Genomic DNA, 15792 nt, shown 5'->3' on the forward strand with positions numbered 1-15792 from the left:
GCACAAAAACAAATAAACATCTGCGCAGTCATTGCAAGCAACACACCGGATCCAAAGCCGTTCACAAACCCAATAAAAAAAGACTGCCAAAGTCATTAAACGCTGACTTTGGCAGTCTTTTTTATGTTCGCCGCGACTTGTTAATATACAGCCAGACCGCTGCTGACAGTTCGATGGCCTGCAGTTGGCTCGGGCTGCCTTCGAAAGCTTGACGGAAGGAGCGCACGACGGACTCCAGCAGGTAGATTCGGGGCTGCTTTGCGGACAGTTCATCGAGCAGAAACTGACTGTACAATTTGCCTGCATCGTCACCGTCCGGCAGCTCGCCGATAAATGTCTTCAAGCTGTCGGTCAGCATCTCAGGCGTCATCGGATAAAACTCTGCGCCCGTCAGCATTTCTTCAATCAGATCCTCAGAAAGTAAATGCGCATCCTTCTTGACGATGTCCGGCACGATAACTTCCATCCGCTGCATAACAAATTCCACGATCCTTATCGTATCGATTTCTTCTGTCGAGGAGGTTTTCAAAGTGTTCAGCGAATGCTGAATGAAGCCGAAAACCAATGATGCGCAATCATAGGAGTAGGGCTTCACTTCTTCTCCGTAAACGTCAGTAAGCCGTTTGGCAAGCCATACGAGTTCGCGGAAATACATCTGCTTGACGAACAGCCGGAGTTCATCGTCGGGTGAATGGATAACCGTTTCAAAAAGTGATAGCAGATTCTGTTCGCGGTTCATAGTCAAACGGATTTCAATTTGTTTAGTGAGCAGAACGGGATCTGCCAAGTCTTTGCCGATCGCAAGTTCGTTTCGCCGTAAATAGCTTGCGTAATGAGCGTCGCGCAAAATAGCCATCAGGCATTCGTTCTTAGAAGAGAAGTAATTATAAAAAGTTCCCTTTGAAATCTGGGCTGCATTCAAAATGTCTTGAATCGAAGTAGTGTGAAAGCCGTTTTCTATGAACAGCAGTTTTGCGATATGTAAGACATGTTTTTTTCGGTCATTCATTGTTTATCACCTGTACATTAAATTTATTTTATACACCTTGTACAAATAGTATACTATTCTTTAAACACCCGTGTATCAACCTTTTTGTCTTTGGCGAATTTATTTCTTGAAATAAGTGAACTGCCGGTATAAAATATGTATCTGACATATTTTATACGTGTTGTAGGAGGATGAAATGGCAGAATCAATAGAAATTAAGAAAATGCATGAAAAACCGCCTTATGGGATTATAGCGATTTTGTTTATTGGTGCATTTGTTGCGATCTTGAATAATACATTGCTGAATATTGCCTTGCCCGTCATTATGAAGGAGTTTTCCATTACTCCGTCAGCTGTTCAATGGCTGACGACAGGCTATATGCTTGTCAACGGGATTATGATTCCGGCGAGTGCATTTTTCATTCAGAAGTTTACGAACAGAAAAATCTTTATCACAGCAATGGTGCTCTTCTCGTTAGGGACGTTCCTTGCGATTGTCGCACCTACATTTTCATTGCTGGTTGTTGCACGGATGATTCAGGCATCGGGTTCAGCACTGATGATGCCATTATTAATGAATGTCATGCTGACGGCGTTCCCGGTTGAGAAACGGGGAGCGGCGCTCGGGATGTTCGGTCTGGTAATGTTCACTGCGCCGGCAATCGGGCCGACACTATCAGGTTATATCGTAGAGAACTATTCGTGGCGGACATTGTTTGAAATCGTCTTGCCCATTTCCGTGCTGACTTTGTTGCTGGCTATTTTTAAATTGAAGAACATTACGCCGAATCGTGATGTCCGTGTAAATGTTCTGTCGCTTATTCTGTCCAGTATTGGTTTCGGCAGTTTGCTGTATGGCTTTAGTTCTGCTGGGGAAAAGGGCTGGGGATCTCCGCTGGTATACGGCATGATTGCGCTGGGTACAGTGGCACTCGTACTGTTCATTCTTAGACAATTGAGCATGAAAGAACCGATGCTCGACTTCCGGATTTACAAATATCCGATGTTTGCGCTGGCTTCTGTCATCTCGATGGTGTTGGCTGTAGCGATGTTCTCCGGTATGATTTTGACGCCGCTGTATGTGCAGAACGTCCGCGGGATTTCTCCGCTCGATGCAGGGCTGCTGATGCTGCCAGGAGCAGTGCTGATGGGAATTATGTCGCCGATTACAGGCAGGCTGTTTGATAAATATGGGCCGCGTATGCTCGTCTACACAGGACTTGCCATTTCCGTCATCGCAACCTATTTATTCAGCCGCCTGCAGCTGGATACAGGGTACTATTATTTGATGGGACTGTATACGTTCCGGATGTTCGGACTGTCTATGGTCATGATGCCTGTTATGACGAATGGAATGAATTCCTTGCCGATGCACTCCAATCCGCACGGTACGGCAATGAATAATACATTGCAGCAAGTGTCCGGTGCCATCGGATCAGCATTGTTACTGACACTTATGACTGGCCGGCTGGATAAGTCGGCTGCTGCTCAGGCAAGTGAATTGGCGGCTTCGGGTGTGGATATTTCTGCGAAGGCTGAAGAAATTGAACGCATCGCGATGCTGGATGGAGTCAATCACGCATTCTTCATTTCAACAATCGTTACGCTTGGCGCATTGATATTGTCGCTGTTCATCCGACGGGTCATGCCGCCTAGTAATATACAGACTGATGAAGCTCTGGAAGAGTCTGAAAAGTAGAATAAGAGGGTCCGTATGCTGTGATGCATGCGGGGCTTCTTTTTTGTATGGTATAGTAAAAAGAAAAGGTTGTGTTCGATGTGATAGGGAATAAAGCAAATTGCCCGTGTGGAAGCGATGAGATCGTGGAGAACTGCTGCGGCAAAACGAATGAGCCGGGCACGAATCAAATTCGGGAAGAACTGAAGCGTGTACTGAACAGCTATTATGAAACAAAATTGTCGCCTTCAGAAATTCAAGTGCTTGAAGGATTGCTGAAAGAGTGGGGCGGACGTCTTGGTGAGTGGATGGAAGAAGAGGAGCTTGTGACGAATGTCAGCGATTATTATTTCTTCATCGTCCGGAAAGATCTTTGGAGACGCCACTTGGTCAAAGCACTGAACCGTACGCAAAATAAAGCAGTGCGCGCCATTTTGAAGAGCTGGCAGAACGCATTCATTACGTTTGCGGAAGTTACAGAAGCAAGTAAAGAAGTTTATTATATGAAGGAAATTCTTGGCGAAGGCGAGTATCTGCTGGCCAGAGAACCGGGAGAGCCGGAAGATGTGCGTGCAGTGCTGGCGATTGTTTTGGAGGAGTACCGCAATGACGAGCGCTGGGTCATGCCGATTTCAGCGATCGCAGTAAATCAGCATATGAGCGATGAAATGATCTCACGCGTACAGGCTATTGCGGAAAAAAGCGAGGAGAGCAACAGCTTCGAATTCTTTAAGAAGCATCTCGTGGATATTTATGAGGTGGTCTGTAAACTGGACGTGCAGACGTTATCCGATGTCGTCGAGCAGAACTTTACACCGCTGCAGCGGGAAGTAGTGGAAATACTCGATGCCAAGCTGGAAGAAGAGGAATTGTATCCAGGTGCCTATGAAATGCTGCTTTCATTACTTGCTTACTACTTTACCGATCAAAATCCGAAGTTCCGTAAGCCGGAAGTGCTGGCTGCAGCTGCATTCCAACTGGCTGTAGATACGACGATGATGCCAACAACATATACACAGGCAGAAGTTGCGAAAATGTTCGATGTTTCGGTGTCTTCATTCAGAAAGCACACAGATATACTCGCTGATAAAATTCAGGAATTGGAACAGATGATGGAAAAAAACAGTCCGCGTGCCCCGTATCATATAGGAACGGATCCGCTTGCAACTGAGCAAATGAATTGGCAAGTGCATCTGTTGTCTGCGAAAAATGAATTTGAAACGTTTGAAGAAGCCCAGGCGTTTATTCAGGAAGAGATTCAAAAGCCGTTCGAGCCGGAGAATCAGCAGCAGGAAGCGCAGATGCTTTGTTATATGGCGTATAATGCAGAAACGGATGAACAGCGCCGCGACTTTGCAGAGGGTGCCTATGGCGCGGACCCGACGAATGTCGATGCATTATTGCTGCAGACCGAGTTCACCGATTCCAAAGATGAGCAGGAGAAATTCTTCAAGCAGGCTGTTTTCTCGGGTGAAAAACAGTTTGACAACCGTGCGGAGAGCGCGTGGAATCTTGCGCCAAACCGTCCGTATTTGCGCGGTTTATTGCAGTACGGCATCTGGATGTATGAACAGGGCCGCTTTGCGGAGTCAAGCGAAATGTTCTTGCGTCTGCTGACGACGGATCTTTACGATCATCAGAACGCACGCTACCTGGCCATTTCCTCACTGATCCGTCAGGGAGAGATTGGACAAGCTGAGCAAGTGATGCAGGCGTGCGCTGAGATTTCTGAAGGTGACGCGGCGTACTGGTATTTGGCGTGGACGCTTGAGATGGAGAAAAACAAAGGTGAAAACACAGCCCGCGTTATGGAGTTGTTCGAGAAGGCGGAGCAGTTGAATCCGCATGTTGGTGCGTTGATACATACGTCGGCAAAGAAGTTCAGCTATCCGAGAAGTGTGGATCTGGTGCCGGGTACGCATGAAGAAGCGCATTATATTTGGTATTTACTATAATGAATCCAGCCGTCACGGCGAGTCAGTGTTGCTGACTTGCTGTGGCGGATTTTTTGTTGTTGGGTCGCTGCAGTTGGTGTGTTCAATGCTGTTCTGTCTCTATTTTGGGGCCGTTGCTCGAATTTTTTTCGGGGTTTGAAGTTAGCGAGTGTCCGCTCTTTGGACCCGCGCCGGCACGTGGGGGATTGCCTTACGTCATGAGCCAGCTGGCGGTAGTGCGCGCCAGTTGTCTCATGACTTCGGCCGACCCCGCAGTTGTGCCTGCGCTGCTGAGTGGATGCTATTCGCGTACTCTTTTAAAAGAGAAGAAGTGCAGTGACTGGTTGCCGACTGGCGTATGCTTTGGCAAATGATGTGTCTTAATTGCTCCCCCTAACTGAACGGAGGCGCCTTACAAGCGGTAGGCGTAGCGATGAGACAGCCAGGCGCACTTCCTGTCTGGCTCATTGCGGAAGCCATCCGCCAGCGCCGCAGTGGGTCCAATGCCGTTCTGTCTTTGTTTTGGGATCGTTGCTCGACTAGTTGTCTGGGATTGAAGTTAGCAAATGTCACCTGTTAGGACCCGCGCCGGCACGTGGGGGATTGCCTTTCGTCATGAGCCATCTGGCGAAGAGCGTGCCAGTTGTCTCATGACTTCGGCCGACCCCGCAGTTGTGCCTGCGCTGCTGAGTGGATGCTATTCGCGTACTCTTTTAAAAGAGAAGAAGTGCAGTGACTGGTTGCCGACTGGCGTATGCTTTGGCAAATGATGTGTCTTAATTGCTCCCCCTAACTGAACGGAGGCGCCTTACAAGCGGTAGGCGTAGCGATGAGACAGCCAGGCGCACTTCCTGTCTGGCTCATTGCGTAGCCATCCGCCAGCGCCGCAGTGGGTTCTATGCTGTTTAGGCTCTAGTGTTGGGATCGTTGCTCGACTAGTTGTCGGGGATTGGAGTTAGCGGGTGTCCACTGTTAGGACCCGCGCCGGCACGTGGGGGATTGCCTTTCGTCATGAGCCATCTGGCGAAGAGCGTGCCAGTTGTCTCATGACTTCGGCCGACCCCGCAGTTGTGCCTGCGCTACTGAGTGGAGGCAAACCGAGTACTCTTTTAAAAGAGAAGAAGTGCAGTGACTACTAGACGACTAGCGTATGCTTTGGCAAATGACGTGTCATGTTTTGCTTCCCCCTAACTAAACGAAGGCGCCTTACAAGCGGTCGGCGAAGTGATGAGACAGCCAGGCGCACTTCCTGTCTGGCTCATTGCGTAGCCATCCGCCAGCGCCGCAGTGAGTTCAATGCCGTTTTGCTTCTCTAATAACAATGACGGCAACTGGTGTATTCCATTTTCGATGCAAAAGCAGAAAATCATCTGCACAGCACTTGCCCGTCACTTTTCAAAAATCAGTAGCCAAAGTGATTTCCGCTTACTAAACGGAGGCGCCTCCCAAGCGGTCGGCGAAGTGATGAGACAGCCAGGCGGTCTTCCTGTCTGGCTCATTGCGTAGCCATCCGCCAGCGCCGCAGTGAGTCCAAAGCCGTTTCGCTTCTCTGATCACAGAGACGTCAGCCCATGTAATCCAGTCGTGCTGCAAAAAAGCAGAAAGCGGACTGCATAGTACTTGCCCATTGCGTAGCCATCCGCTAGCGCAACAGTGAGTCCAAAGCCGTTTCGCTTCTCTGATCACAAAGACGTCAGGCTATGTAATCCAGTTCTGATGCAAAAACCAGAAACCGTCTTCAATGTACTCGCCCATACCATATAAAATCCCAGTAATACCTCCAGCTTTAAAGGAATAGGATGGTATATTGTCGAAGAAATCTAGTAGAGACAAATTACGAAAACTATACCAAACAGAGAGGGGCAATACACATGAAACTGACTAACTATATCGGTGGCGTCTGGCAGAAGGAAGCGGCTCGCTATACCGCCGTACTCAACCCGGCGAACGGAGAAGAACTGGCGCAAGTTCCGCTGTCTTCAGATGAAGAGGTGCGGCAGGCGGTGGCTGCTGCTAAAAAAGCGCAGAAAAAATGGGCGCTGGTTCCGGCACCGAAACGTGCAGATTATCTCTATGAAATCGGACGGCTGATGAAAGACAGAAAAGAACACCTCTCGCAAGTATTGACGAAAGAAATGGGTAAAGTAATAGAAGAGGCGCGCGGTGAAGTGCAAGAGGGAATTGACATGGCGTTCTATATGGCAGGAGAAGGCCGCAGACTGTTCGGCGAAACAGTTCCGTCCGAGCTGCAAGATAAATTTGCGATGAGCGTACGTGCCCCAATCGGCGTAGTCGGGCTCATCACCCCATGGAATTTCCCGATTGCCATCGCCACGTGGAAATCGTTCCCGGCAATCGTCGCGGGCAATACGTTCGTTTGGAAACCGGCAACGGAAACGCCGCTGATGGCGCACGAAATGTCATTGATTTTTGAAGAAGCGGGCTTGCCGCATGGCGTAGCGAACATCGTCTATGGCTCAGGAAGTGATGTTGGCACTGCGCTGATCGAACATCCCGACGTGCGCGTTATTTCCTTTACGGGTTCAACCGAAACGGGCCGTCATGTCGCGGAATTGGGCGGGCGTCATTTGAAAAAAGTATCGCTGGAAATGGGCGGAAAAAACGCGGTCATCGTAATGGATGACGCGGATCTTGAGCTGGCGGTTGAAGGGATTTTGTGGAGCGCATTCGGTACGGCAGGACAGCGCTGTACAGCCTGCAGCCGTGTCATCGTACATGAAAAGGTAAAAGAAGAGCTGCAGAAACGTCTCGTCGAAAGCATGAAAGAACTGACGATGGGCGACGGACTGGATGAAACAGTAAAAGTCGGTCCGGTGATCAATGAAAAAGCATTGAAGAAAATAGAAAAGTATATTGAAATCGGCAAAGAAGAAGGGGCGATTCTAGCTGCGGGCGGAAATGTCTTGCGTGACGGTAAATTTGCGGACGGCCATTACTTCGAGCCGACTCTTTTCGCAGACGTTGCATGGGACAGCCGCCTGGCGCAGGAAGAAATATTTGGACCTGTCGTTTCATTGATTACAGTCGGCAGTCTGGATGAAGCAATCGAAGTGAATAACAGCGTCGCATATGGCCTGTCAAGTTCCATTTTCTCGCAGGATGTCAATAAAGTATTCCGTGCGCAGCGCGATCTGGATACAGGAATCGTCTATATCAATGCGGGAACGACAGGTGCAGAAATTCATTTGCCGTTTGGCGGAACGAAGGGTACAGGGAATGGACACCGTGACTCGGGTGTCGCCGCGCTGGACGTCTTTACGGAATGGAAGAGCATTTACGTCGATTACAGCGGGAAATTGCAGCGCGCGCAGATCGATACGGAGTGAACTAACAGGAAGAAGGGATGAGCAAATGAGAGTTGTCGTATTAGGTGCAGGATTAATGGGGAAAGAAGTTGTTCGCGACTTAGTGAAGCAGGACGAAGTGAAAAAAGTGTATCTCGCTGACCGGGCAATCCGGCAGGCAGAAGATTTCGCGGAGCAGCTGATGAATGAAAAGCTCGATATTTTATTGCTGGATGCCAACAATGAAGTGCAGCTGAGCGATGTCATCGGACTTGGTGATATCGTGGTCAACGCCCTGTTCTATACATTCAATGAACAGGTTGCCCGCTGCGCGGTGGAACGCGGGGTGCACGTTGTTGATCTGGGCGGCCATATCGGCGGAGCGACGGAAAAAGTTCTGTCTCTGCATGAACAGGCAGCGGCTAAAGGTGTGACACTCATTCCCGATCTCGGTGTGGCGCCGGGCATGATCAATATTTTATCAGGGTACGGCGCGTCGATGCTTGATGAAACGCAGTCGATCAGACTATTTGTCGGCGGTGTGCCAGTTGATCCGAAGCCTCCGCTGAACTATAACGTTGTTTTTTCATTGGAAGGTTTATTCGATCATTACACGGATTCCTCGCGGGTCATCCGGGAAGGAAAGGTGCTGGAATTGCCTTCATTATCGGAAGTAGAAGCGCTTGAATTCGATGGCTATGGCATGATGGAAGCTTTCCATACGTCAGGCGGCACATCGACGCTGCTTGAGTCATTCCCTGACGTTGAAACGCTGGAATATAAGACGATTCGCTATCCCGGTCACGCAGAAAAAATTCAAGTGCTCGTGGATTTAGGTCTGCTGTCGCGGGAACCGGCCATCCAAGTCGACGGGAAACCGCTGCGCGTGCGCGATGTCATGCTCGCCCACTTGACGCCGCAATTGCGTCTTGGTGATCAATCGGATGCCGTATTGCTCCGAGTCATTGTTGGCGGGAAAAAAGATGGCGTGGAACAAACGGTAACATTCAATATGATTACTGAAAAAGACCAGTCAATTAATGAAACGGCAATGGCACGTGCGACAGCCAACACCATTTCGGTTGTAGCGCAAATGATCGGCAATGGTGTCATTACGAAAAGAGGTGCGTATCCGCCTGAAAAAGTCGTGCCGGGTGAACGATATATTGAAGAAATGAAGAAACGCGGAGTTGTCATTGACGTACAACGGGCCTGATCACGTATATACTAGAGATAAGCGTGGATCTAGCTCTCAGCGAACCATTTCCTCGTGTATTTTATAAGGAGTGGCACGAACATGAACAAACAAACTCTCAACACACAACAAATGGGATTACAGCATCTGGCAACGAATCGAAGAACAGTAAATAAATTATTCGAATTTGTTTTGGTGGACTTCGAATTTTTGGACCACATCCCTTTTCCCATCATGCGGTCAGCATTGAAGAAAAAGATATTGCATGCTGTGTATTTAACGGATGGAATAAATGTATACGGCTATGCGATTTACCAGCGTATTCCGAAATACGGCGGCATTCATGTGCTGTACTTGGCGATTGCGCCTGATTATCGTTCATTCGGACTGGGCAGTATCCTGCTGCAGCGTCTGAACGCTATGTCGCCGGAAGGAATTTTATTGGAAGTGGAAGATCCGGACTTTGCGAAGAATGAAAGTGAATTGTCCGTCCGTACGCGGCGCATAGCATTTTACGAACGCAACGGGCTGATGCTCAACAAAACGGTGAAACTGACAAACTTCAAACATCCGTTACTGTTGATGACGAGTACAGAGCTGCCGCCATTGAACGGACGCAGTTTCCGGCAGTTCTATCGGCAGTTGTATAATCGTGTGTATCGCGTGCCAATCGGAAAGATTGCGATAAATGCACGTGTTGTAAAAGAATAGTTTCATTGTAAAGGAGGACACGAAGATGGACTTTACATTTACAGATGAACAAAAAATGCTGCGAAAGACAGCCAGGCAGTTTGTCGATGCCGAAATTATGCCGCATATCGCGAAGTGGGATGCGCAGGGAAGCTTTGATCCGGTGATTTGGAAACGGCTCGCGGACCTCGGTTTTATGGGTGTCTGTGTACCGGAGAAGTATGGCGGCAGCGGCATGGACTATAATTCATTGGCAATTTTATGCGAGGAACTGGAGCGTGGTGACACGGCATTTCGAACGGCGGTTTCTGTGCATATCGGTTTGAATTGTATGACACTGATGCAGTGGGGAACGGAAGAGCAGAAGCAAAAGTATTTGGTGCCACAGGCAAAAGGCGAGAAAGTCGGTGCATTTGGACTGACGGAACCAGGTGCAGGCTCAGATGTTTCTGCAATTCAGACACACGCGGTTCGTGACGGCAGTGACTATGTGTTAAACGGACAGAAAACCTGGATCTCGCTCTGTGATTCGGCAGATCATTTTCTTGTTTTCGCCTATACCGATAAATCCAAAAAGCATCACGGCATCAGCGCATTTATTGTGGAACGGACGATGCCCGGATTTTCGTCGAAAGCAATAAAAGGAAAATACGGAATCCGTTCGGGCAATACAGGGGAATTATTTTTTGAAGATGTCCGTGTGCCGGCAGAGAACTTGCTCGGAGATGAAGGAGAAGGCTTTAAAATTGCTATGTCGGCGCTTGATAATGGACGCTTTACTGTGGCAGCAGGAGCCGTCGGGCTATTATATGCCTGTCTGGAAGCGAGCATAGAGTATGCGTCGGCACGTGAAACTTTCGGCAAGAAGATCGGGGAGCATCAGCTCGTGCAGCAAATGATTGCGAAGATGGAAGCCGGTTACCAAATGAGCCGTCTGCTTGTATATCGGGCAGGTGAACTGAAAAACAGCGGGCTGCGTAATACACGTGAGACCTCCCTTGCGAAATGGCAGGCATGTGATTTTGCCAATCAGGCTGCAGACGATGCGGTGCAGATTCACGGCGCATATGGCTATTCAGATGAGTATCCCGTTGCGCGCTATTTACGGAATTCCAAAGCACCGGTTATTTACGAAGGCACACGTGAAATTCATACAATCATGCAAGCAGATTATGTGCTGGGAAAACGAAGTGATAAGAAACTGCATCGCATGCTGCCGAAATGGCCGTTTGAGGGATGAGGGTAAATGTAAAAGCTATCCAGATCGCCAGTTTTTGGCGTTCCGGATAGCTTTTTAAAATTCTTAAAGTGTGATAAATGCGCGGTGTTTGACTGTATTGTCGCGGTGCCCCGGATCAATGGCGCGACCCGGCAACTCTGCCGCCAATACAGTCACTGCAATAACTCAAGATCCGACAAAATCGCCGCCGTCAACGTGGATGGTCTGTCCTGTCATATAGCTCGAGTCCTGTGAAGCGAGAAATACATAGGCCGGTGCATTTTCAGCCGGCTGTCCGCGGCGTTTCATCGGTGTGTCTGCGCCGTGTTCTGCCACGGTTTTTGCATCAAATGTCGCCGGGATGAGCGGTGTCCAGATAGGTCCCGGTGCCACAGCGTTTACACGGATTCCTTTATCCGCAAGATTGAGCGCAAGGGAGCGTGTGAAGCTGGTGATCGCGCCTTTTGTTGCTGAATAGTCCAGCAGGCCGGGTGATCCGTTGTAAGCCGTAATGGAAGACGTGTTGACTATGCAGTCGCCTTTCTTCATATGCTTGACCGCTGCTTTTGACAGCAGGAACAAGCCGAAGAAATTCGTCTCAAATGTTTCTTTCAGCTGCTCTTCGGTAATATCTTCGATAGTATCCTGCGGGAACTGTTTTCCTGCATTATTTACAAGTATATTAAGCCCGCCAAAATCGTTCAGAACTTGTTCGATCAGCTGTTTGCAGTTTTCTTCTTTGCTGACATCGGTTTGATATTTTTTCGCTTTTCCGCCGTATTTTTCGATTAATTCAATCGTTTTATCGGCGTCTTCGTCTTCTTGATCAGCAAGATAGGCAATTGCAACATCCGCGCCTTCTTTTGCATAAGCTACTGCGACGGCGCGGCCGATTCCGCTGTCGCCTCCTGTGATCAGTGCCGTTTTGCCTTTAAGTTTATCCGCTCCTTTGAAATCAGGGTCATCATAAATAGGGGCAGGGTGCATTTCATTTTCCACACCAGGCTGTTCAGATTGCGTTTGTCCGTCAACTTGTCCATCAATTTTTTCATATTTATCTTTACTCACATGATGTCCTCCTTTAGATATTCTACAAAAAGTATTCCCGGATAGTCTTTGAACAAACATACGAATTGTTTGCAGAAACTTTTTTCGGATTGGCAGTTTGCGTGATATACTAAAGTTATTAACTATTCTATAACAGCTAAGGAGCGTGTCTTCATGAATTTTCAACCTTCCAAAAAAATGTCCATCTTCTCACCCGCGATCTTCGGTGATCTGAAAGCAGCTGCAGCGGAAAAACGAGCTGCAGGCGCTGCGGTCGTCGATTTAAGTCTCGGCAGTCCGGATCTTCCGCCTGACGAGCGCGTTCGGCAGGTGCTGTCTGAGCAAAGTGCTTTGGCTTCATCTTACGGCTATACACTTGGGGGGACGAAGCGGTTCCATGAAGCTGTCGCAAATTATTATAAACGACGTACAGGTGTCGTCATTGATCCAGACACGGAAGTCCTGCAGACGATGGGTTCCCAAGAAGGACTCGTGCATTTGCCGTTTGCTTTTTGCGATGAAGGGGACTATGTCCTGACAACTGATCCTGCCTACGTTGCGTATGATGCAGGGATCAAACTGGCAGGTGCTGTGCCGTACTACATGCCGCTGCTTGCCGAAAACGGGTTCTTGCCGGATCTGAATAACGTGCCGGAAGACGTCCTAAAAAAGACGAAACTGTTAATCCTTAACTTGCCGGGCAATCCAGTGCCCGCCATGCCGAGTGAAGCATTTTTCAAAGAAGTCGTTGCATTCGCGAAAAAACACGGTATTATCGTGCTTCATGACGCGGCGTATTCGGAGTATTATTTCACTGGGGACCGTCCGGCGAGTTTCTTAACGACGCCGGGTGCTATGGAAGTCGGCATGGAAATCAATTCGCTGTCGAAAAGTTTCAGTCTGGCAGGCGCGCGCATTGCGTACTTCGTCGGCAACGCTAATATGCTGAAAGTGCTTCGTGAATTGAAATCAAATCTCGACTACGGCACATTCGGCCCGATCCAGGAAGCGGCGGCTGTCGCGCTTGATCACGGCGAAGAAATCACCGACCGACTGCGCGAAGAGTTTTCAAAGCGTCACCGCGCGTTAATGAACGGACTCGCAACTCTGGGCTGGGAAACTACCCCTTCTGAGGGCGGCATGTTCGTCTGGGCAAAATATCCTTACGATATTGACGACAAAGAATTCGTCTTTGAAGCAATCAAACAAGCAGGCGTTGTCATGGTGCCTGGAAGTATTTTTGGTGCCGCCGGGCAGGGATACGTCCGCATTGCGCTTGTACAGAAAGTTGAATTGATTGAGCAGGCGATCGAACAGCTCGGGAAATTATCTATCGTTACTGCATAATTACACTCAAGGAGAGCGGGAATCAACTGCTCTTCTTTTTTTATCGATAAAGCACACAAATAAAACGAGGGCTTCTTCTAAAAGCAAACAATCGATGCCGTTCACATCAGACTTGAACTAAAAGGTTAGCTGAATGAACTGTGAGAGTTGCTTCCGCACGAGACATTCGGTACGTAATGCAGATGGTGACAGACAATGAGAAAGTTGAGTGAAATTGCAGTAACTTTTCGTTCGATGTAACGTAATTAAAATTTTCCAGTCTACTTTGATATAAAGCAAAGCAGAGGAGAGGAAAACGATGAATAAAGGCAAATGGATTATTGTGTGCGGCGCAATTGGAACAGCTGCAGCTATCGTATTGCTGAGCGTACTGTTCTGGCCCAAAGTCGGTGTCACGTCGACGAAGTCAGTGCTTGCGAATCAGCCGCTGACCGTTTATTTCTCACAGCCGGTGAAAAAGAATGCGGAAGCCTCAATGTTTTACGTGACTGAAAATCGCAAGAAAATACCTGCACAGCTTTCCTATGGCAGCAATAAAACTTCATTGCAAATAGGGGAATTGAAGCCGGGGAACTACGAGCTGCACATACCTTCCAACGTTTTTGGCACGTGGAAACGCGTGGAGGAAAAAGTGCTTTCCTTTGCTGTGCTGGAATCGGTGCGGCCAGTCACATCTATAAAAGAAATTGAAAAATTCTTTGAGCGCGTGGAACCAAATGGCCGCGATGAAAGTATCGCGGTGGAGTCGTCTTCAGAAGACAAAGCATCCAGCTCAGGCGGGGGTGCCGATCATTCTCAAACCAATCAGCAAGTGGCAGGTGTTGACGAGGCGGATACTGTCAAAACAGACAGCGGCTACCTCTACGATGTGTTAAACGGAAGCAGCTTGATTATCACTGATATCCGTAATCCACACGGCATGGTTCATGCAGGCACCGTTGATTTTCCCGATGGATTTACGGCAAGAGAATTGTATGTGGATCAGAACAAAGTCGCGGTGATCGGCGGTAAGAATTTGGATGGGACTGCATCAAATATGGATGTGAATACAACAGAGGACAAAATTATGCCGATGCAGGAGCTGTCGGTCATTCGGGTCTACGATGTCACGGACCGCACGAACCCGAGACTGATTCGGGAAACCGGCGCTGAAGGTTATGTCATCGGTACACGGAAAATCGGTCAATATCTCTATATGATCACGAATAACCGGCCGTTTTATTGGTTCACTGACCAGGTGCCTAAGGGTGATCAGTTACTGCCGAAAGTGTATGATTCTGCAGCAAACCAGTCAGTGCAGCCGATCAATTTGGATAAGGTTTCGATTTTGCCGGGCGCGATGGAACCGTCATATTCAGTCATCACAACACTTGATCTGGAATCAGGTGAATCAGCCGGAACGGAAACAAAAGCATATCTCGGCAGCGGAGAACAGCTTTATATGTCGGTGGATCATATCTATTTAACATCCACACTTTATCAGGACCAGCAGCAGGGCAACAGTGAAGTTTTCAAATTCGGCCTTGCCGGAACGCAAGTACATTTTCTGAACGCCGCGCAGCTGAAAGGTTCGATTCTGAATCAATTTTCCATGGATGAACACGACGGCTATTTCCGCACAGTCACAACGGAAGGCAATTTATGGGATGAACAAAATAAAGCAAAAAACCATTTATTCATTCTCGATGAGAACATGAGACAAGTGGGGTCAGTCGAAGACCTTGCTGTTAACGAACGCATCTATTCCGCGCGGTTCATCGGAGACAAGGCTTATATGGTGACATTTCGCGAGACCGATCCGCTGTTTGTGATGGACGTTGCGGATCCGCACAATCCACAGGTGCTCGGTGAACTGAAGATTCCGGGCTTCAGCAACTACTTACATCCGATTGACGAAGGACATCTGATCGGCTTCGGCTATGAAACAGTCGCTAAGAAAAATCCTCAGGGCGGAGCACCGATTATTCAGACGCGCGGGATGAAAGTCTCCTTGTTCGATGTAACCGATTTTACCAACCCGAAAGAAAAAGCCGCTGAGATTATTGGGGGAACGGGGACGTATTCATCAGTGCAGCACGACCATCACGCACTGTTCATCCATCCGTCGCGTCATTTATTCGGCTTTCCGATCGCGGTGTATCAGCAAGCAAAAAACGATGATATCCTGAATCTGCAAAGTTCAGGTGCTATGATTTATGAAATTACAGCAGAGCGCGGCATTATCAAAGCGGCGGATCTGACAGAGCGCATGACGAATGACTATATGGACTGGGAAAAAGAAATCCAGCGTTTGCTGTATAGCGGAGATACCGTCTACACGGTGTCTGTGAATGAAATAAGGAGCTATGCATTGGACGGCTTTGCCCCACTGGATACACTGGCGAAATAA

11 protein-coding genes are annotated in these 15792 nt (G+C 48.5%); 8 read left to right on the forward strand and 3 right to left on the reverse strand.

Features of this window, described 5'->3' with window-relative positions:
- Positions 1-121 precede the first annotated feature (121 nt).
- On the reverse strand, positions 122-1009 hold the full coding sequence (locus tag SporoP33_RS11075) for a TetR/AcrR family transcriptional regulator (protein WP_081243759.1): 888 nt from the start codon (positions 1007-1009) through the stop codon (positions 122-124).
- Positions 1010-1184: 175 nt separating this feature from the next.
- On the opposite strand from SporoP33_RS11075, the gene SporoP33_RS11080 reads away from it, so the two are divergent.
- Complete coding sequence (locus SporoP33_RS11080) at positions 1185-2687, forward strand: DHA2 family efflux MFS transporter permease subunit (RefSeq protein ID WP_081243760.1); 1503 nt, start codon at positions 1185-1187, stop codon at positions 2685-2687.
- Positions 2688-2767: 80 nt separating this feature from the next.
- Positions 2768-4621 carry a hypothetical protein gene (locus tag SporoP33_RS11085; protein ID WP_155961342.1) on the forward strand — a complete coding sequence of 618 codons (1854 nt, stop codon included), beginning with the start codon at positions 2768-2770 and terminating at the stop codon, positions 4619-4621.
- A gap of 1166 nt (positions 4622-5787) precedes the next feature.
- Here the strand turns inward: SporoP33_RS11085 and SporoP33_RS16040 are convergent.
- Positions 5788-5931 (reverse strand): hypothetical protein, encoded by a 144-nt coding sequence (locus SporoP33_RS16040; protein WP_155961341.1) that lies wholly within the window; start codon positions 5929-5931, stop codon positions 5788-5790.
- A gap of 540 nt (positions 5932-6471) precedes the next feature.
- Between SporoP33_RS16040 and SporoP33_RS11090 the strand changes: the two genes are divergently transcribed.
- From SporoP33_RS11090 to SporoP33_RS11105, 4 genes are all read left to right on the forward strand, one after another.
- Positions 6472-7947 (forward strand): aldehyde dehydrogenase family protein, encoded by a 1476-nt coding sequence (locus tag SporoP33_RS11090; protein WP_081243762.1) that lies wholly within the window; start codon positions 6472-6474, stop codon positions 7945-7947.
- Positions 7948-7972: 25 nt separating this feature from the next.
- Complete coding sequence (locus tag SporoP33_RS11095; protein ID WP_081243763.1) at positions 7973-9121, forward strand: saccharopine dehydrogenase family protein; 1149 nt, start codon at positions 7973-7975, stop codon at positions 9119-9121.
- A gap of 81 nt (positions 9122-9202) precedes the next feature.
- Complete coding sequence (locus SporoP33_RS11100; RefSeq protein WP_081243764.1) at positions 9203-9811, forward strand: GNAT family N-acetyltransferase; 609 nt, start codon at positions 9203-9205, stop codon at positions 9809-9811.
- 25 nt (positions 9812-9836) lie between these two features.
- Positions 9837-11030: an acyl-CoA dehydrogenase family protein gene (locus SporoP33_RS11105; RefSeq protein WP_081243765.1), complete on the forward strand. Its 1194-nt coding sequence runs from the start codon at positions 9837-9839 to the stop codon at positions 11028-11030.
- A 165-nt stretch (positions 11031-11195) separates the two neighbouring features.
- Here the strand turns inward: SporoP33_RS11105 and SporoP33_RS11110 are convergent, their stop codons facing one another.
- The gene (locus tag SporoP33_RS11110; RefSeq protein WP_081243766.1) at positions 11196-12077 is read right to left on the reverse strand and encodes an SDR family oxidoreductase; all 882 of its coding nucleotides are present in this window, start codon (positions 12075-12077) and stop codon (positions 11196-11198) included.
- A 153-nt stretch (positions 12078-12230) separates the two neighbouring features.
- On the opposite strand from SporoP33_RS11110, the gene SporoP33_RS11115 reads away from it, so the two are divergent.
- Both SporoP33_RS11115 and SporoP33_RS11120 read left to right on the forward strand, forming a co-directional pair.
- A complete protein-coding gene (locus SporoP33_RS11115; protein WP_081243767.1) occupies positions 12231-13403 on the forward strand; it encodes an aminotransferase class I/II-fold pyridoxal phosphate-dependent enzyme in 1173 nt (390 codons plus the stop codon).
- A gap of 298 nt (positions 13404-13701) precedes the next feature.
- Positions 13702-15792 carry a beta-propeller domain-containing protein gene (locus SporoP33_RS11120; RefSeq protein WP_081243768.1) on the forward strand — a complete coding sequence of 697 codons (2091 nt, stop codon included), beginning with the start codon at positions 13702-13704 and terminating at the stop codon, positions 15790-15792.

Origin of the sequence: Sporosarcina sp. P33 (assembly GCF_002077155.1) — a bacterium.
Lineage (GTDB): Bacteria > Bacillota > Bacilli > Bacillales_A > Planococcaceae > Sporosarcina.